We start from the raw sequence: 18,902 nt of genomic DNA, 5'->3' as shown, positions 1-18,902 counted from the left end.
CCCCACGACAGGACCCCGACATGGCCAAGCGCCCCTCCTCCCTTCCCTTCGAGGTCCAGGCCCGCCCCGGCCAGCCGCTGGGCATGGCCCCGCGCGCCTTCCTGCGCGACTACTGGCACAAGCGCCCGCTGCTGGTCCGCGGTGCCTTCCCGGGCTATGTCTCGCCGGTGGAGCCCGAGGACCTGGCCGGACTGGCCTGCGAGGAGGGCGTGCTCGCGCGCCTGATCCAGCATGACCGCGCCCGCGACGCCTGGACCGTGCGCAGCGGCCCGTTCCCGGAAGAGCTCTTCCCGGGGCTGGGCGACCGCGACTGGACCCTGCTGGTGCAGGACATGGACAAGTGGGATCCGGACATCGCCGCCCTGCTGCCGGCCTTCAACTTCCTGCCGCGCTGGCGCGTGGACGACGTGATGGTCAGCTTCGCCGCCACCGGCGGGTCGGTGGGCGCGCACGTCGACCACTACGACGTCTTCCTGCTGCAGGCCATGGGCCACCGCCGCTGGCAGATCGATGCCTCCGACGCCATGGGCCGCGGCACGCCCGCCCTGGATTTCCGCGACGACGCCGAGATCAAGCTGCTGCGCGACTTCTCGCCGACCCACGACTGGGTGTTGGAGCCAGGCGACATGCTGTACCTGCCGCCGCTGGTCCCGCACCACGGCGTCGCCGAGGACCCCTGCCTGACCTTCTCGCTGGGCATGCGCGCACCCTCGGTGGCCGAGCTCATGGGCGACTACGTCGACACCCTGGCCGCCGAGGCCGACGAGGCGCTGCGCTACGCCGACCCGGCCCTGGAGGCGGCGAAGGATCCCTGGGAGATCGACGCCGCGGCAATGGCGCGCGTGGTCGAGGCCCTGAACGCGGTGCGCATGGCCGACGCCGACGCCCTGGGCGACTGGTTCGGCCGCTTCATCACCGTCTACCGCGCCGCGGCCGGCCCGGGCACCGGCCCGGGCGCCGATCGCGCCGAGGGCGGGGTGCCCGACCCCGGCCAGCTCGGCCAGGCCCTGGACGACGGCCTCGTGCTCGCCCGCTACCCCTGGACCCGGGTGGCCTGGCGGCGCGCGGCCAAGGGCGCCAGCCTGTACGTGGCCGGCCAGTCCTGGCGCCTGCCCGTGGCCGATGCCCGGCGCCTGGCGGCCACCGACCTGCTGGACGCGGCCGCGTGGAACAGCCTGTCGGCCGCCGGCCGCGACTGCGTGGCGGGCCTGATGGCCGAGGGCCATTACCGCCTGGAAGACACCGACACACGCGATCCGGACGACCGGGGAGACTGACATGCGCGACGGCGAGGCGTTCCGGATCCAGTCCTGCGACTACGCGCAGGGCCTGCCCGAGCTGCGCCGCGTGCGCGAAGCCGTCTTCGTCGAGGAACAGGGCGTGCCCCTGGCCCTGGAATGGGACGAACTGGATCCGGCCTGCCACCACGTCATCGCCCGCGACGCCGACGGCGCGCCGATCGGCACTGGCCGGCTGACGCCCACGCGAACCATCGGCCGGATGGCGGTGCTGCCCGGGTGGCGCGGCCGCGGCGTCGGCGAAGCGCTGCTTGCGGCACTGGTCGACCAGGCGCGCAGCCTCGGCTGGCGCGAGGTCTCGCTGCACGCCCAGGCCAGCGCGATCGGCTTCTACGCCCGGGCCGGCTTCCTGCCGGTCGGCGAGCGCTTCCAGGAAGCCGGCATCGAGCACCAGGGGATGCGGCTGCTGATCGACGCGCTCAACCTGGTCGAATCGCGCGCCGCGGCGATCGCCGCCACCCTCGGCGTGGTCGGCGGCGCGCGGCGCCAGCTCGACATCTATACGCGCGAACTCGACCCCGGACTGCTCGACCAGGCCGATGTGGTCGACGCCCTGCGCCAGGTGGCAACGCGCGGGCAGTGCAACATCCGCATCCTGCTGCAGGATCCGGCCGCGCCGCGCCGGGCGCTGGCGCCGCTGGTCGCGCTCGGCCAGCGCCTGCCCAGCGCGATCGCCTTCCGCGCCATCGAGGAGCAGGTCGACCGCGCCTTTCCGTCGGCCTTCATCGCCAATGACGGCGGCGGCCACCTGTTCCGCCCGCTGGGCAACCGCTGGGAAGGCGAGACGCGGCTGGACGGGCCGGGCCGCGCGCGGCACCTGCGCGGCGTCTTCGATCCGTTCTGGGAGCGCGCGCGCGCCTGCAGCGAATTCCGCGTGCTCGGCATCTGATGCGCGCCGCTTCGTCGCGCGGTCGGGGCTATAATTGAGCGGATCCATCGCCTGAACAGGCAACGCGCCAGTGCCGCACGGCGGGCACGGCTTCCCTCCCCCTCCTTCCTGAGCTCTCCGACGCCATCGTGGCCAATCTATTGAAGCAGTTTGCGCAGTCTTCCGAACTCGGCGCCAATGCCGCCTATATCGAGGACCTGTACGAGCAGTACCTCGTGGACTCCGACAGCGTCGGCGCCACGTGGAAAGCCTGGTTCGACGGCTTCAAGGGCCGCGAAGCGGGTGACGTTCCCCACTCGGTGGTCATGGACGCGGTCGCGCGCGCCGGCCGCGAGGCGAAGGCGGGCGTGGTCACCACCGGCGGGGCCAGTGGCGGCGACCTCGAGGCCCAGCGCAAGCAGGGCTCGGTGCTCAAGCTGATCACCGCCTACCGCTCGCGCGGCCACCTGCAGGCGGACACCGATCCGCTGGGCATGGCCGAGAAGATCGACGCGCCGGACCTCGAACTGCCCTTCCACGGCCTGTCCGACGCCGACCTCGACACCGAGTTCGCCACCGGACCCGGCGGCGGCACCAGCACCTTCGGCGGCGCCGCGCGCATGCGCCTGCGCGACCTGCTCGCGCTGCTGCGTGCGACCTATGCCGGCCCGATCGGCGCCGAGTTCATGCACATCCCGCAAGCCGAGCAGCGCCGCTGGATGTACGAGCGCATGGAGCAGGCCGGCGGCCGCTACAGCCTGACCGCCGACGAGCAGCAGCGCATCCTCGAGCGCCTGACCGCGGCCGAGGGTCTCGAGCGCTACCTGCACACCAAGTACGTCGGCCAGAAGCGCTTCTCGCTCGAGGGCGGCGACTCGCTGATCCCGCTGCTCGACACCGTGATCCGCCGCGCCGGCAGCGACGGCGTGAAGGACATCGTGATCGGCATGGCCCACCGCGGCCGCCTCAACGTGCTGGTCAACACGCTCGGCAAGAGCCCGCGCCGGCTGTTCGACGAGTTCGAAGGCAAGTTCGAGCACAACGCGCTGGCCCACGCCGGCGACGTGAAGTACCACATGGGCTTCTCGGCCGACGTCGCCACCGACGGCGGCCCGGTGCACCTGGCCCTGGCGTTCAACCCCTCGCACCTCGAGATCGTGGATCCCGTGGTCGCCGGTTCCGTGCGTTCGCGCCAGGAGCGCCGCAAGGACGCCGACCGCCGCCAGGTGATGCCGATCCTGATCCACGGCGACGCGGCCTTCGCCGGCCAGGGCGTGGTGATGGAGCTGTTCCAGATGTCGCAGGCGCGCGGCTTCGCCGTCGGCGGCACCGTGCACGTGGTGGTCAACAACCAGGTCGGCTTCACCACCAGCGCCCGCGAGGACGCCCGCTCCACCCTGTACTGCACCGACGTGGCCAAGATGATCGCCGCGCCCGTGCTGCACGTGAACGCCGACAATCCGGAGGCGGTCGCCTTCGCCGCGCGCCTGGCCTACGACTTCCGCCAGGAATTCCGCAAGGACGTGGTGATCGACCTGGTCTGCTACCGCCGCCACGGCCACAACGAGGCCGACGAGCCGGCGATCACCCAGCCGGTGATGTACCAGGTGATCCGCAAGCACAAGACCACCCGCGAGCTCTACGCCACGCAGCTCGAAGCCGCCGGCGTGCTCGAGGACAAGGGCGGCCAGGCGCTGGTCGACCGCTACCGCGACAAGCTCGACTCGGGCGAGGTCACCACCGAACTGGCCGAGGTCGGCAAGACGCCGGCGGAAAGCCGCCTGTTCGTCGACTGGGGCACGCTCGTCGCCGGCAAGCTCACCGACGGCGCGGACACGACCGTCGATGCAGGCAAGCTCAAGGAGCTCGCCCGCGCCATCACCACGATCCCCGACGACGTGCAGCTGCACGCGCGCGTGGCCAAGGTGTACGAGGACCGCCGCAGGATGGCGGCCGGCGACGCGCCTGCCGACTGGGGCTTTGCCGAGAACCTCGCCTACGCCACCCTGCTCGACGAGGGCTTCGGCCTGCGCCTGGTCGGCCAGGACGTCGGCCGCGGCACCTTCACCCACCGCCACGCGATCCTGCACGACCAGAAGACCGACACCTACCACCTGCCGCTGCGCGCGCTCGTGGACGAACCCGAGCGCGCCACCGTCATCGACTCGCTGCTGAGCGAGGAAGCGGTGATGGCCTACGAGTACGGCTTCTCCACCACCGACCCGAGCACGATGTGCATCTGGGAGGGCCAGTTCGGCGACTTCGCCAACGGCGCCCAGGTGGTGATCGACCAGTTCATCGCCTCGGGCGAGGCCAAGTGGGGCCGCATCAGCGGACTGACCCTGCTGCTGCCGCACGGCTACGAAGGCCAGGGCCCGGAACACAGCTCGGCGCGCCTGGAGCGCTTCCTGCAGCTGTGCGCGCTCGACAACATGCTGGTCTGCGTGCCGTCCACGCCCGCCCAGGCCTTCCACATGCTGCGCCGGCAGATGCGCATGACCACGCGCAAGCCGCTGATCGTGATGTCGCCCAAGTCGCTGCTGCGCCACAAGCTGGCGGTGTCGACCCTGGACGAGCTGGCCACCGGCGGGTTCCAGCACCTCATCGGCGACGCCTCGGCGGACGCGAAGAAGGTGAAGCGCGTGGTCCTGTGCTCGGGCAAGGTCTATTACGACCTGCTGGAGGAACTCGACAAGCGCGGCGGCGGCGACGTCGCCCTGGTGCGCGTCGAGCAGCTCTATCCCTTCCCGCGCGAAGCGCTGGTCGCCGAGCTGGCCCGCTACGGCAAGGCCACCGACGTGGTCTGGTGCCAGGAAGAGCCGCAGAACCAGGGTGCGTGGTACCAGATCCGCCACCACCTGCAGGCCTGTGTGCCGGCCGGCCTCGAGCTCCACTACGCCGGCCGCCCGCGCTCGCCCTCGCCTGCCGTCGGCCTGTTCGCCGACCACGTCGAAGAGCAGCAGAAGCTGGTCGACGACGCGCTTGCATCCCCCGTCGGCAGCGTCTTCGCCGCCGACTGACCCCACACCGATTACGACCAGGACGCATCAAGACCATGGCCACCGAGATCAAGGTACCGGTACTCCCCGAATCCGTTTCCGACGCCACCATCGCCACCTGGCACAAGAAGGTGGGCGACCCGGTCGCGCGCGACGAGAACATCGTCGACCTCGAGACCGACAAGGTCGTGCTCGAGGTTCCCTCGACAGTCGAGGGCGTGATCAAGGAGCTGAAGTACGCCGAGGGTGACACCGTCACCAGCCAGCAGGTGCTCGCGATCATCGAGGCGGGCGCCGCGCCCGCGAAGTCCGCCGACGCCCCGAAGGCCGCCCCGGCCGCCGGGGCCGAGCAGGTCCAGCCGAAGGCCGAAGCCGCGAAGGAAGAAGCCAAGGCGCCCGCCTCCACCCGTCCCGCTCCTGTCTCCGGCGGCGCCGGCGAGCTGCCCCCGGGCGCGCGCTTCACCGCCGTGACCCAAGGCATCGATCCTTCGCAGGTCGAGGGCACCGGCCGCCGCGGCGCGGTGACCAAGGAAGACCTGGTCAACTACGCCTCCGGCAAGACGCCCGGCGTATCGGGCGGCGCGCGTCCGGAAGAGCGCGTGCCGATGACCCGCATCCGCAAGCGCATCGCCGAGCGCCTGATGCAGTCCAAGGACTCCATCGCCATGCTGACCTCGTTCAACGAGGTCAACCTCGGCAAGGTGATGGCCATGCGCAAGGAGCTGGGCGAGTCGTTCCAGAAGCAGCACGGCGTCAAGCTCGGCTTCATGAGCTTCTTCGCCAAGGCCGCCGCCAACGCGCTGCAGAAGTTCCCGGTGGTCAACGCCTCGGTCGACGGCGACGACATCATCTATCACGGCTATGCCGACATCTCGATCGCGGTCTCGACCGACCGCGGCCTGGTGACGCCGGTGCTGCGCAACGTCGAGCGCATGGGCTTCGCCGACGTCGAGAAGGCGATCGGCGACTACGCCGTGAAGGCGCGCGACGGCAAGCTGTCGCTGGACGACCTGCAGGGCGGCACTTTCACCATCACCAACGGCGGCACCTTCGGCTCGCTGATGTCGACGCCGATCGTCAACCCGCCGCAGTCCGCGATCCTCGGCATGCACACCATCAAGGAGCGCCCGATCGTCGAGAACGGCCAGGTCGTCGCGGCGCCGATGATGTACATCGCGCTCAGCTACGACCACCGCATCATCGATGGCAAGGACGCGGTGCAGTTCCTGGTCGACATCAAGGACCAGCTCGAGAACCCGCACCGCATGCTCCTGGGCATGTAAGGAGAGCAACAGACATGGCTGAACAATTCGACGTCGTCGTCATCGGTGCCGGCCCCGCCGGCTACCACGCCGCGATCCGCGCCGCCCAGCTGGGCATGAAGGTCGCGTGCATCGACGCGGGCCTGGGCAAGGACGGCAAGCCGGCCCTGGGCGGCACCTGCCTGCGCGTGGGCTGCATCCCGTCCAAGGCGCTGCTGGATTCCTCGCGCCAGTTCCACAACCTGCAGCATGTCTTCGGACAGCACGGCATCACCGCCAAGGACGCGAAGATCGACGTCGGCACCATGGTCGGCCGCAAGGACGCGATCGTGAAGCAGTTCACCGGCGGCATCGCGCAGCTGTTCAAGGCCAACAAGGTCACGCCGTACTACGGCTTCGCGACCCTGCACGCCGACCGGCTGGTCAAGGTCGCGCAGCACGAGGGCGGCGAGATCGAGCTGACCGGCACCAACGTGATCATCGCCGCTGGCTCGGATTCCATCGAGCTGCCGTTCGCGAAGTTCGACGGCGACACCATCGTCGACAACGTCGGCGCGCTCGACTTCACCGAAGTGCCCAAGCGCATGGCCGTCATCGGCGCCGGCGTGATCGGCCTGGAGCTCGGCAGCGTGTGGAAGCGCCTCGGCTCCGAGGTCGTGATCCTCGAAGCGCTGCCCGACTTCCTGGCCGCGGCCGACGCGGAGGTGTCGAAGGTCGCCGCGCGCGAGTTCAAGAAGCAGGGCCTGGACATCCGCCTGGGCGCCAAGGTCTCCAAGGCGGAAGTCACCGGCAAGGGCAAGAAGAAGGAAGTCCAGGTCACCTTCGCCGACAAGAAGGGCGAAGAGACCATCACCGTCGACAAGCTGCTGGTCGCCGTGGGCCGCAAGGCCGCGTCCAAGGGCCTGCTGGCCGAGGGCAGCGGCGTGAAGCTGACCGAGCGCGGCCAGATCGAAGTCGACGCGCACTGCCACACCGGCGTCGACGGCGTCTGGGCCGTGGGCGACTGCGTGCGCGGCCCGATGCTGGCGCACAAGGGCTTCGAGGAAGGTATCGCGGTGGCCGAGCTGATCGCGGGCCTTCCCGGCCACGTCAACTTCGACACCATCCCCTGGGTGATCTACACCGAGCCGGAGCTGGCCTGGGTCGGCAAGACCGAGCAGCAGCTGAAGGACGAGGGCATCCCGTACAAGTCCGGCAGCTTCCCCTTCGCCGCCAACGGCCGCGCGGTGGCCATGGTCGAGCCGGCGGGCTTCGTGAAGGTGCTGGCGCACGCCGAAACCGATCGCGTGCTGGGCATGCACCTAGTCGGCGCGAATGTGTCCGAACTCGTGCACGAAGGCGTGCTGACGATGGAGTTCAAGGGCTCCGCCGACGACCTCGCCCGCATCTGCCATGCGCATCCCAGCCTCTCGGAAGCGATCCACGACGCCGCCATGGCGGTGGACAAGCGCGCGATCCACAAGGCCAACTGAGGCCGCGGGCGGACGCCGGGCAGGCGCCCGTCCCGACCCTCCGACACCGGCGCCGGGCCCTGCCCGGCGTCGTCCTTTCCGGCTCCACACGGGTTTCCACGGCATGAAGAGTCTCTGCGTCTATTGCGGTTCCAACAGTGGTTCCAGCCCCGCCTACGCCGAGGCCGCGATCGCGCTCGGCACGCGCATGGCCCGGGACGGCATCCGCCTGGTCTACGGCGGCGGCAACATCGGCCTGATGGGCACGGTGGCCGACGCGGTGCTGGCGGCCGGCGGCGACGTGGTCGGCGTGATCCCGAAGCAGCTGGTCGACATGGAAGTGGCGCACCTGGGGCTCGCGGAGCTCGAGGTGGTGGGCTCCATGCACGAGCGCAAGTCGCGCATGTTCGACCTCGCCGACGCCTTCGTCGCGCTGCCGGGCGGCTTCGGCACGCTGGAGGAGATCGTCGAGATGCTCACCTGGCGCCAGTTGGGCATCGGCAACAAGCCCTGCGCGATCCTCGACGTCGACGGCTACTGGTCCCCGCTGATCGCGATGATGGACCGCATGGTCGAGGACCGCTTCCTGCATCCCGGCCAGCGCGAGGACCTGTGGACGGGCCGCGACATCGACGACATGCTGGCCTGGATGCAGGCCTACCAGCCCGCCCAGGCTTCGAAGTGGCTGGACGAGAAACGCACCCGCGAACTGCGCTGAGCCGCCACCCGCTACCCCATGGCTTGATTGCAGGAGCGCCGTGCGAAGGAGACTGATCCCATGACCGTTCCGAACACGTTCCCTGCCTTTCGCATCCACAGCGACGACGCCGGCTATCGCGCCGGCATCGAGGACATCGCCCTGGACGACCTGGCGCCCGGCGAGATCGTGCTGCGCACGGCGTACTCGTCGGTCAACTTCAAGGACGCGCTGGCCGGCACCGGCAAGGGCAAGATCCTGCGCCGCTTCCCCCTGGTCGGCGGCATCGACGTGGCCGGCCACGTGGTCGCATCCCGCGACCCGGGCTTCCGCGAGGGCGACGAGGTCCTGGTCACCGGCTGCGGACTCAGCGAGACCCGCGACGGCGGGTACTCGGCGTACGCACGGGTGGAGTCGGCCTGGGCGGTACGGCTTCCCGCCGGGCTGACGCTGCGCGAATCGATGGTGCTCGGCACCGCCGGGTTCACCGCCGCGCTGGGCCTGCTGCGCATGACCGAAAACCGCCAGCATCCCGGCCTTGGCCCGCTGGCGGTCACCGGCGCCACCGGCGGCGTCGGCTCGCTCGCCGTCGACATCTTCGCCAGCGCCGGCTACGAGGTGCACGCGGTCAGCGGAAAGCCCGAGCAGGTGGACTACCTGCGCGCCATCGGCGCCAGCGAGGTGATCGGGCGCGACGCCCTGGCCACCACGCGGCCGATGGAGTCCGCGCGCTTCGGCGGCGGCCTGGACAACGTCGGCGGGACGATGCTGGCCAGCCTGCTGGCGCAGACCGCCCCCTACGGCAATGTCGCCAGCGCGGGCCTCGCCGCCAGCCACGACCTGCCAGCGACCGTGATGCCCTTCATCATCCGCGGCGTCTCGCTGCTCGGGGTGGCCTCGGCCGGCACCGCGCGCGACATCCGCGACGCGGTCTGGGCGCGGCTGGGCGGCGACTGGAAGCCGCGCCACCTGGAGCGCATCTGCACCCGCGAAGTCGGGCTCGAGGAACTCCCCGGCGTGTTCGAGGGCATGCTCGGCGGCGGCTCGCTCGGACGCACCCTGGTCCGGCTGTAGCGCAGGGCGGCGTTTGCAGGCCCGGTCGCTGCGGCTACAATCGCCGGACTTGAATGGGGGACAACATGGCGCGCATCCTGATCGTCGACGATTCGCCGTCGCAGCTGATGGGCATCCGCCGCATCGTGGAGAGCCTTGGCCACGAAGCGCTGACCGCGGAGGACGGCGCCGCGGGCGTCGAGGCCGCCAAGCGTGAACTCCCCGACCTGATCCTGATGGACGTGGTGATGCCGAACCTCAACGGCTTCCAGGCCACGCGTTCGATCACCCGGGACCCGGCAACGAAGCACATCCCCGTCGTGCTGGTCACCACCAAGGACCAGGAAACCGACAAGGTCTGGGGCATGCGCCAGGGCGCGCGCGCCTACATCACCAAGCCCTTCAGCGACACCGACCTGTCGGAGACGATCAGCCGGGCGATCGCGAGCGGGTAAACGCCTCGCGCAGGCCCTCGTAGGCCGCCTTCTGCGCCTCGTCGCGCGGAGCCGGTGCCTGCACCTCGAGCTCCACGATCTGGTCGCCATCGGCCAGCCCGCCGCTGCCCGGCAGCCCGCGGCCACGCAGCCGCAGCCGCCGGCCCGCCTCGGAGCCCGCCGGCACCTTCAGCTCCACCGTGCCACCCAGGGTCGGCACGCTGACGCTGGCGCCGAGCGCCGCTTCCCAGGGCGCGACTTCCAGCGCGTAGAGGATGTTGCGGCCGTCGACCTCGAAGCGTGCGTCGGTCGCGTACTCGACTTCGAGCAGAAGGTGCCCGCCGCGTTCGCCCTGCCCCGCCAGGCGGATCACCTGGCCCGGACGGATGCCCCTCGGCACCTTGACGTCGAGCGTGCGGCCGTTGACCGCGATGCGCATCGCGCCGCCCTTGTGGACGGTGTCCAGCGGCACGACGAGGCGCGCGCGGGTGTCGCCGCGCGGCGGGCCACCGAAGCCGGGGCCACCGCGCTGCTGCTGCGCCTGGCGCCGGAACAGGCTTTCGAAGAAGTCGCTGAAGCCGCCGTTGCCGCCTCCACCGCCGAACACCTCTTCGTAGTCGAAGCCGGGTCCGCCACCCTGGCCGCCGAAGCCGCCCGGGGGCGGATGGATGTCGTCGCCGGGACGGTAGCCGCGTGCGCGCAGCTGGTCGTAGGCCTTGCGGCGCTCCGGATCGCGCAGCGCCTCGTAGGCTTCGTTGACCGCCTTGAAGCGATCCTCGGCGTCGGACTCCTTGCTGACGTCCGGATGGTACTTGCGCGCGAGCCGCCGGTAGACGGTCTTGATTTCGGCGTCGCCGGCGCTGGGTTCGATGCCCAGGACGGCGTAGTAATCCTTGAACTGCATGCGTACTCCGTTCGCGCGGCGTCCGGTGACACGCCGGGCCGCGGCAGGGTAGCAAGATCGGGGCGCCGGGCCGGCAAGGCAAGCCCCCCGGATCGCGGCGTGGCACCATGGCGGCGAGGGCGCGCGAATCCGTCGCCGCCCACTGCGCATACGGAGCCCCCATGCCCATCCAGCCCGGCGACGCCATTCCCGAAGTCACGCTCAAGCACATCGACGACGGCGTGCACACGATCGATACCCCGACCCTGTTCGCGCACCGCAAGGTGGTGCTGTTCGCGGTCCCGGGCGCGTTCACGCCCACCTGCTCCGAGCGCCACCTGCCCGGCTTCGTCGAGCACTTCGACGCCTTCCGCGAGCGCGGCGTCGAGGTCGCCTGCATGGCGGTCAACGATCCGTTCGTGATGCAGGCCTGGGGCGAGAGCCAGAACGTGCCGCAGGGCCTGCGCATGCTGTCCGACGGCAACGGCGACTTCGCCCGCGCACTCGGCCTGGAGATGGACGCCAGCGCCTACGGCATGGGCGTGCGCAGCAAGCGCTTCGCCCTCTATGCCGAGGACGGCGTGGTCAGCCAGCTGTTCGTCGAGGCGCCGGGCGAGTTCAAGGTGTCCTCGGCCGAGCACGTCCTCGCCTCAATCTGAGGGCCCTCGGGCGACATCGAAGGCCAGGCTGGCCCAGGCGCCGCCCTCGGCCAGGGCGGTCAGCTGCTGGCGGCCGGGTTCGCCGAACTCGCGCCACAGCGGCTGGCTGCCGCGGGTCGCGCCCACCCAGCGGCCGTTGAGCAGCCACTGCACCTCCCCCTCGGCGCCCACCGCGCGCAGCGCCAGCCGCGGACCCTGGAGCGATCCGGGCGCGCGCAGCAGCAACGCACCGTCATTGACCCCTTCGATGTGCATCGCGATGGCGCCCGCGCGACCATCGTCGGCGCAGTCGGGCGCGAGCGGCGGCAGTCGCGCGGCGGCGCGTTCGCTGGCGGTCAGCCAGGGCGATGCCAGCGCCGGCCAGCGCGCCACGTGCCGCACCCCGCGCCGATGGGGCGCGGGGCAGTCCGCGCCCAGCCGCTGGCCGCTGTCGACATCCACCTCGATCCGCTCCAGGCCTGCGCCCCAGCGGCGCACGTCGCGCTCGGGCAGCGTGGGCGGCACCGCCCCGTCGAGGACCCAGGCGTCCAGGCGGCGCTGGCAGGCGCCTTCCGGCTGTGCGTCCGCGGCGGTGCCGAGCGGCCAGCACACCGCGCGCGCCGTGACCGTGGCCGGCTGTGGAAGGCCCACGGCATCGCCGGCCTGCCGGGGCAGGCTGTCGAAGACCTCGAACAGCAGCGGCAGCGCGGTGACCGCGCCGTACTGGCCCGGCAGCGGCGTCCCGTCGGGCCGGCCCACCCAGACCCCCACCGTGTAGCGGCGCGAGGTGCCCAGCGCCCAGGCGTCGCGGAAGCCGTAGCTGGTCCCGGTCTTCCAGGCCACGCGCGGGCGCCGGCCGGCATCGAAGGTGTCGTCGCGCTCGCCCGGCCGCGGGTTGGCGGCCAGGACCTCGTGCACGATCCACGCCGCCCCGGGCGAGAGCAGCCGGCGCTCGACCACCGGGTCGGCCGGCGTGTAGCGCACGCGCCCGGCGGTCCCGCCGCGTGACAGCGCCGCGTGCGCACCGACGAGGTCCTCAAGACGCGCGCCCGTGCCGCCGAGGATCAGCGCCAGGTTCGGCCGGCTGCCGCGCGGGAAGCGCAGGCCGATTCCGGCGTGGTCCAGGCGCGCCGCGAAGCGCGCCGGCCCGACCCGGTCGAGGATGTCGACCGCGGGCACGTTGAGGGACAGGCGCAGCGCGTCGGCCACCGACACCGGGCCGTTGAAGGCGGCGTCGAAGTTGCCCGGCCGGTAGCCGCCGAACGACTGCGGCGCATCGACCAGCAGGCTCTGCGCGTGCACCAGGCCGTCGTCGAGCGCCATGCCATAGACGAAGGGCTTCAGCGTCGAGCCCGGCGAACGCCAGGCCCGCACCATGTCGACGTGGCCCAGGCGCGCGCGGTCGCCGAATGCGGCGGTGCCGATGTAGGCACGCGCTTCCATGCTGGCGTTGTCGACGACCAGCAGCGCGGCCGAGGTGCGTTCGGGCAGCGGGCCGACGTGGGCCCTCAGCCGCTCCTCGAGCGTGCGCTGCAGGGCGGCATCGATGCTGGAGACGATGCGCGTCGCCCCGGGATCGCGTGCGCGCAGGCGTTCCGCCAGCAGGGCCGCGGACAGCGGCGGCTGCAGCGCGCGGGCCACCACCGGCTCGATGCGCGCGTCGTCGACCTCGGCGCGACTCCAGCGCCCGCTGGAGGCCATGCGGGCCAGCACCTTGTCGCGCGCGCGCCGCGCGGCCTCCGGCTCGCGGTCGGGGCGCAGCCGCGTCGGCGCCTGCGGCAGCACGGCGAGCAGCGCGGCCTCGGCATGCGACAGGCGTGCGGCCGGCTTGCCCAGGTAGGCCCAGCTCGCGGCCTCGACGCCCTCGATGGTGCCGCCGAACGGCGCGCGTTCCAGGTACAGGGCGAGGATCTGTGCCTTGGACAGGCACGCCTCGAGCTGCAGCGCGCGCAGGATCTGCCGGAGCTTGCCCAGTGGCGTGCGCCGGTGCGGCTCGAGGATGCGCGCGACCTGCATGGTCAGGGTCGACCCGCCGGAGACGATGCGGCGGCTCGACGCCGCCTGCGACGCCGCACGCAGCAGGGCCACGGGGTTCACCCCCGGATGGCGGCGGAACCAGCGGTCCTCGTAGGCCAGCAGGGCCTCGATGTACAGCGGCGAGACGCTGGCTTCGGTGGCCGGATGGCGCCAGACGCCGCCGGCGTCGGCGAAGGCGCGCAGCGGCGTGCCGTCGCGGGCCGTGACCAGGGTGGCGTGGTCGCCGGCCGCCGGCAGCGGCGGCGGAAAGGCCAGGTCCAGCGCCAGCAGGACGAGCAGCAGCGCGACCGTGCCCCAGCGCAGGATCGCGAGGGCGCGGGGCGCGGTCATGGCTGGACGACGGTCAGGCGCTCCGGCTGCGCGCGGCCCACGCCGCGCAGTTCGGGGCGGTACATGTCCTCCGCGAGCGGCGGCGGCACGGCGTACTCGCCAGGCGTCACCGCGCGCACCAGGTAGAAGACGTCGGCGGCGCGGCCGGCGTCGAGGCGCAGCGCGGCGACGTAGAGGTCGTCGCGGAACTCCTCGTGCACCACGTCGGCCGAGTCGCCACGCTCGGCGAGGCGGATGCCACCGACCACGACATCCGCCCAGGTCGAGGCGTCGCCGAGGTTCATGTTTTCCACCTCGAGCCCGGCCGGCAGCAGGTCGGTCAGCAGCGCGTCGGGCATGTCGCGATCGGCGGTCAGGGTCACGCGCGCGACCAGCGCCTCGCCCTCGCGCAGGGCGCGCGGGGTCCAGGGCTTGCCGTCGGTCGTGTACCAGCGGCGCTCGACGCGCAGCACGCTGTCGTCGGCGGCCGGCGCCGCGCGCGGGATGCCGGCGACGTCCATGCTCGCGTACAGCGGCGCCTCGCCCACCGGCGCAAGGCGCACGCCGGCAACGAGCGCGGCGTGACCGTAGCCGCGCGAGAAGCGGCGCAGTGGCCCCAGCGCCTCGTCGATGCCGGCCTCGGTGAGGGTGGCGGTGAAGGTCCTGCCGCTGCCACCGCCAAGCTCGCGCCCCAGGCGTGCGATCGCGGCCTGCTCCTGCGTGCTGAGATGGAACCAGCGTGCCTTGCGCCGCGCGTCCAGCTCGGCGCCCAGCCCACGCAGCCCGGCGGTGCGCGCCGGCGTGGACAGGTCGTGCTTGCGCACCAGGGCCTGCATCAGCGCGGCATCGCGCAGCGGCGTGCCGTAGTCGCCCAGCCAGCCGGGGCGGTCGCCCTTCCAGGCGAAGGCCTCGTCCAGGGCCTGGGAGCCGCGCCTGGCGTCACCCTGCAGCGACAGTGCGAGGCCCAGGTGCGCCAGCGGCATCGCGCCCTGCGCGGCCTTGCGCTCGCCGTCGTGCAGCGCGCGCAGGGTGCCCAGCGGCGCGCGGTTGACCCGTGCCAGCACGTAGCCCGCGTGCGCCCTGTAGGCCAGGCGCAGGTGCGCACGATGATCCCGCCCGTAGAACTGCTCGGCGTCCGACAGCAGGTCTTCCGACAGGCGCGCCAGCGCGCGCTGCAGCATCGCCTCGGGCACGTCGAAGCCGGCCTCGCGCGCATCGAGCATGAACTCCGCGACGTAGGGCGTCAGCATCGCCTCGGGCCGGTCGCTGCCGCCCCACATGCTGAAGTGGCCGGAGCCGGTCTGCAGCGCGGCCAGCCGTCCCAGCGCGCCTTCCATGCGCCGCTGGCGCTCGTCGCCCGGCAGCGGCGACATGCCCCAGGCGGCAGCCGTCGGCGCATCGAGCACCAGCGCCGCATAGCCCTTGCTCGCGGTCTGCTCGGCACAGCCATAGGGATAGCGCAGCGCACCGTCCAGGGCGGCGGCGAACGTGATCGGCGGCGACGCGTCCAGGCCCAGCCGGGCGTTCACCGAGCCAGGCAGCAGGCCGTCGGCGAGGGCCGGGTCGAGCACCACGGGCGCCACCGGGTCGAGCACACGGCTGCGCGAGCGCAGCACCTGCGGCCAGGGCGCGCGCACCGGGAGATCATGGCCGCGGTCGACGGCCACGCCCGGGCCATCGACGCGCACCCGCACCCTGGCCACTTCATGGCCGTCCAGCGCCTGCAGCGGGAAGGACAGCGTCGAACGGCCGTCGGCGGGGAGCGCGACGGTGCGGACGCCTTCCTCCACCCGCAGTGGCCCGACGCCGTCGACGCGCACGCGGAAGTCACCGGCCTTGCCGGTGTAGTTCGCCAGGTCCAGGGTCACCGTGGCGCGGTCGCCCGGCGCCATCACCCGCGGCATGCTGGCCTCCGCCACCAGCGGCGCGCGTACCAGCAGCTCCGCATCGCGATGGCCGTAGGCGGCGTCTGCGAACACCAGCGTCGAGACCCGCAGCGTGCCGTTGAAGTCCGGCAGCCGCAGTTCGACGGTCGCATTGCCCTTGGCATCCAGCTGCACCGGCCCCGAGAACAGGTCCACGGTCTGCACGCGCGCGGTCGGCCGCCGCGACTGCGGAAGCGCCAGCATCCCCTGGTCGCCGCCGAAGCGCAGGCGCGCGGTTCCGCCGTCGAGGCTTTCGATCACCCGCCCGTAGACGTCGTACGCATCCACGCCCAGGCGGCGCTGCGCGAAGAAGTGCGCGTGCGCATCGGGCACCGGATAGCGGGTGATGTTGAGGATGCCAAGGTCGACCGCGGACACGGTCGCGTGCGCGGTCTTCCCAGCGAGCGCGGGCGCCGCGACGGTGACGCGCAGGGACTGGTCGGGCCTGGCCTGCTTCGGCAGCGACAGTCCCACCGCCACGCGGCGGTCGCCGCGCGCCATCGGCACGTGGGCGACGCCCACGGCGCGTGCCGGGGTGACCTTGCTTGCGGCGCTGCCGCCGCGGAACACCAGGGCGGTCACGTAGACGTCGTGGCGCTCCCAGTCCGCGGTCACCGGCACCTTGAACGTGCTGCCGGCGCGTGCGTCGATCGCCTGCACGTAGAGCAGCCGGTCGCTTTCCACCAGCAGCAGGCCCTTGCCCGCGTGCGGCGGCGTCACCGTGACCTCCAGGGTGTCGCCGGCGCGGTATCCGGTGCGGTCGAGCGCCAGCTTGACCTTGTCGGGCCGCGCGTCCAGGCCGCGGTTGTCGTCGTTCCAGCTCCACCCGGCGCGGAAGGGATAGCGGGTCACCAGGCCGGTCTGCGGATCACGCGCCTCGAGCCGGTACTCGCCCCATTCCACCGGCAGGTCGATGCGCTGCGCGTTCGCGCCGGCGTCGACCGTGCGCGTTTCGACGACCTCGTGGCGGCTGGTATGGCTGTAGCTCCAGCCTCCGTCCTGGTCGAAGTTCCAGTGGTAGTCGCGGTGCTCGCGGACCAGGGTCAGCTCGATGCCGGCCAGCGGCCTGGGCCGGCCCTGGGCGTCGACGCGCAGGATCTCGAAGCCGGCGCGCGCGTTGGCGTCGCTGCCTTCGGCGTCGTCGAACAGCGGGCGGATCCCGACCAGGGCGTCGGCCGGCCACAGCACGCGCTCGAGGCTGCGATTGACCGTGCGCCCGCCGCTCTCATACAGGCTGCCGGCCACCACCACCGAGACCGGCGTGTCGCCGCGCACTTCCGCAGGCAACGCAAGCGTCTGCGTCAGCCTGCCGGACGCGTCCAGGGTCGCGTCGACGACGTCGCTGGCCTCGCGCGGCAGCGACACCGTCGGATCGCCGAAGAACCAGCCCGGCATCGATTCGACCGGATGCTGCTCCACGGCGACCGCCAGGCGCGCGGTGAACCGGTTGCCGGCGGCGGGGGCGCCGTAGAGATAGGCGCCGGTGACCGCAAGGCGCAGCGGGTCGCCCCTGGACAGGCGCGGCTGCGCGCTGTCGAGCTCCAGCTTCATGCGCTCGGGGAGGAACTCCTCCACCCGCAGCGCCATGCCCTGCACGACCTCCTTGCTGGCGGGATCGGTGCGGAATTCGACCTGCCAGCGGCCGGTGGGAGCCTCGGCGGGGATCGCCTTCTCGAAGCGGTAATGGCCCTGGGGACCGGCCTCCAGCCGCGACTCGACGAAGGTCCTGCCGTCGGGCTGCTTCAGCCGCGCGAACAGCGGCTGCGCCTTGCCGTCCTTCGGGGCCGGGACGGGCCGGCCGTCGGCATCGCGCAGCAGGGCCGAGACGCGCACGGTCTCGCCGGGCCGGTACAGGTCGCGGCCCGACCAGGCGAAGACGTCGAACCACGCCTGTTTCCGGCCGGCGACCGCGAACTCGGACAGGTCGAGCGCCGGCTGGTTGAAGGGCAGCATCGAAATGTCGCTGCCGCGGGTCGCGACCAGCACCTGCGCCGCATCCAACGCGTGCGCCAGCACCGCGTTGCCGTTGGCGTCGGTCTCGGCCTTGAAGACCGGCTCGCCATCCTTGCCCAGCACGCGCAGCGCGACCCCGCCCAGGGCCGCGCCGTCCTGCAGGGATGCGGTGTGCACGAACAGCTGGTCGGCGTAGGCGCGCACGTGCAGGCCGATGTCGCTGACGGTGAAGAACGCGGTGTCGTACATGTCCTCGAAGCTGCCGGCGCGCTTCATGCTGGCGAAGTACAGGCCCGGCTGCTGCAGCTCGGCGATGTCCTGCAGCGGCAGGTAGGTCACCGCGCGCTCGTTGCGCTCGCCGGCCAGCACGAAGCGGTTGACGTAGACCGGCTCGGCCATGCGCGCCACGCCGCGGGCGCTGCCGTAGCGGTTCTCCAGCTCCCAGCTGCTGCGGCGGCCGCCGCGCTGGTACTCGGAGAAGAAGCGCGGCAGTTCGGATTCGCGCACGCGCAGGAATTCGACGTCGACCTCGGCCACGTTCACCGAGACCACCGGCAGGCCGCGCGACTCGCGCGCGGGCAGCACGCTGCCCTGGGAGGCGAAGCCGGCGGCCGGCTTCAGCTCGCCGGTGTGGACCTTCTGCTCGATGTCCCGGCCCAGCGTGCTGCCGTCGGCGGCGGTGAGCGCGGCCGAAATGCGCAGGGTGTAGTCGCGATTGGCCTCGACGAAGGGAAAGCGCAGCACCGTGCCGCCCTCGTCCAGGCTCCAGGCGCTGCCGTCGGCGACCGGCTCGGCGAAGGTCAGCAGCCGGTCGAAGTCCTGGGTGCCGACCAGGGGCTGCGAGAACTCCACGGCCAGCGCCAGCGAGCCTTCCGATTCGTCCGGCCAGGCGCGCACCAGGCCGAAGCCCTCGACCGTTGCGCGTTGCCCGACGATCGCTTCGCCGCTGGGAGCCGGCAGCTGCCCGCCCTCGTTGCGCTTGCAGCCCAGGGCCAGGGCGGCCAGCAGCACCGCACCGACGGCAAGCAGCCGCAGGCCGGTCGAGCGGTGGAATCCTTTCATCGCGTCATCCCCGGGAGTCGCCGGCAGTATAGG

Annotated in this window: 12 protein-coding genes; 9 read left to right on the top strand and 3 right to left on the bottom strand. The window is 72.1% G+C overall.

The genetic code is table 11. From position 1 onward, the window contains the following. The first annotated feature begins 20 nt into the window (after nucleotides 1-20). The 8 genes from JG616_RS00190 (at nucleotide 21) to pilH (ending at nucleotide 10,083) form a co-directional block, all read left to right on the top strand. Complete coding sequence (locus JG616_RS00190) at nucleotides 21-1,277, top strand: cupin domain-containing protein (protein ID WP_199391319.1); 1,257 nt, start codon at nucleotides 21-23, stop codon at nucleotides 1,275-1,277. A gap of 1 nt (nucleotide 1,278) precedes the next feature. Continuing rightward, nucleotides 1,279-2,187: a GNAT family N-acetyltransferase gene (locus tag JG616_RS00185; RefSeq protein WP_199361963.1), complete on the top strand. Its 909-nt coding sequence runs from the start codon at nucleotides 1,279-1,281 to the stop codon at nucleotides 2,185-2,187. A 128-nt stretch (nucleotides 2,188-2,315) separates the two neighbouring features. Then, nucleotides 2,316-5,186 carry a 2-oxoglutarate dehydrogenase E1 component gene (locus JG616_RS00180; RefSeq protein ID WP_199361962.1) on the top strand — a complete coding sequence of 957 codons (2,871 nt, stop codon included), beginning with the start codon at nucleotides 2,316-2,318 and terminating at the stop codon, nucleotides 5,184-5,186. A 35-nt stretch (nucleotides 5,187-5,221) separates the two neighbouring features. Then, a complete protein-coding gene (gene sucB, locus JG616_RS00175) occupies nucleotides 5,222-6,448 on the top strand; it encodes a dihydrolipoyllysine-residue succinyltransferase (RefSeq protein WP_199361961.1) in 1,227 nt (408 codons plus the stop codon). Between the two features lie 14 nt (nucleotides 6,449-6,462). Beyond that, entirely contained in the window at nucleotides 6,463-7,899 is a 1,437-nt protein-coding gene (gene lpdA, locus JG616_RS00170) for a dihydrolipoyl dehydrogenase (protein ID WP_199361960.1), read from the top strand. 103 nt (nucleotides 7,900-8,002) lie between these two features. After that, nucleotides 8,003-8,596, top strand: coding sequence for a TIGR00730 family Rossman fold protein (locus tag JG616_RS00165; protein WP_199361959.1), 594 nt, complete (start codon nucleotides 8,003-8,005; stop codon nucleotides 8,594-8,596). Between the two features lie 60 nt (nucleotides 8,597-8,656). Next, a complete protein-coding gene (locus JG616_RS00160; RefSeq protein WP_199361958.1) occupies nucleotides 8,657-9,649 on the top strand; it encodes a YhdH/YhfP family quinone oxidoreductase in 993 nt (330 codons plus the stop codon). Between the two features lie 65 nt (nucleotides 9,650-9,714). Then, on the top strand, nucleotides 9,715-10,083 hold the full coding sequence (pilH, locus tag JG616_RS00155; RefSeq protein ID WP_199362252.1) for a twitching motility response regulator PilH: 369 nt from the start codon (nucleotides 9,715-9,717) through the stop codon (nucleotides 10,081-10,083). Here the strand turns inward: pilH and JG616_RS00150 are convergent. Further along, nucleotides 10,058-10,966, bottom strand: coding sequence for a DnaJ C-terminal domain-containing protein (locus JG616_RS00150; RefSeq protein WP_199391318.1), 909 nt, complete (start codon nucleotides 10,964-10,966; stop codon nucleotides 10,058-10,060). The genes pilH and JG616_RS00150 overlap by 26 nt on opposite strands. A 161-nt stretch (nucleotides 10,967-11,127) precedes the next feature. Between JG616_RS00150 and JG616_RS00145 the strand changes: the two genes are divergently transcribed. After that, entirely contained in the window at nucleotides 11,128-11,604 is a 477-nt protein-coding gene (locus JG616_RS00145; RefSeq protein ID WP_199391317.1) for a peroxiredoxin, read from the top strand. Here JG616_RS00145 and pbpC read toward each other — a convergent pair. Together pbpC and JG616_RS00135 are read right to left on the bottom strand one after the other, a co-directional pair. Continuing rightward, complete coding sequence (gene pbpC, locus JG616_RS00140) at nucleotides 11,596-13,950, bottom strand: penicillin-binding protein 1C (protein WP_199391316.1); 2,355 nt, start codon at nucleotides 13,948-13,950, stop codon at nucleotides 11,596-11,598. The genes JG616_RS00145 and pbpC overlap by 9 nt on opposite strands. Then, nucleotides 13,947-18,869, bottom strand: coding sequence for an alpha-2-macroglobulin (locus JG616_RS00135; RefSeq protein WP_199391315.1), 4,923 nt, complete (start codon nucleotides 18,867-18,869; stop codon nucleotides 13,947-13,949). Before JG616_RS00135 ends, pbpC begins: the two co-directional genes overlap by 4 nt. Between the last annotated feature and the right edge of the window lie 33 nt (nucleotides 18,870-18,902).

The sequence above is a fragment of the Luteimonas sp. MC1895 genome (assembly GCF_016457215.1).
GTDB lineage: Bacteria > Pseudomonadota > Gammaproteobacteria > Xanthomonadales > Xanthomonadaceae > Luteimonas.
The sequence above is the reverse complement of the archived record's forward strand: the minus strand, read 5'-3'. Positions and strand labels throughout refer to the sequence as shown.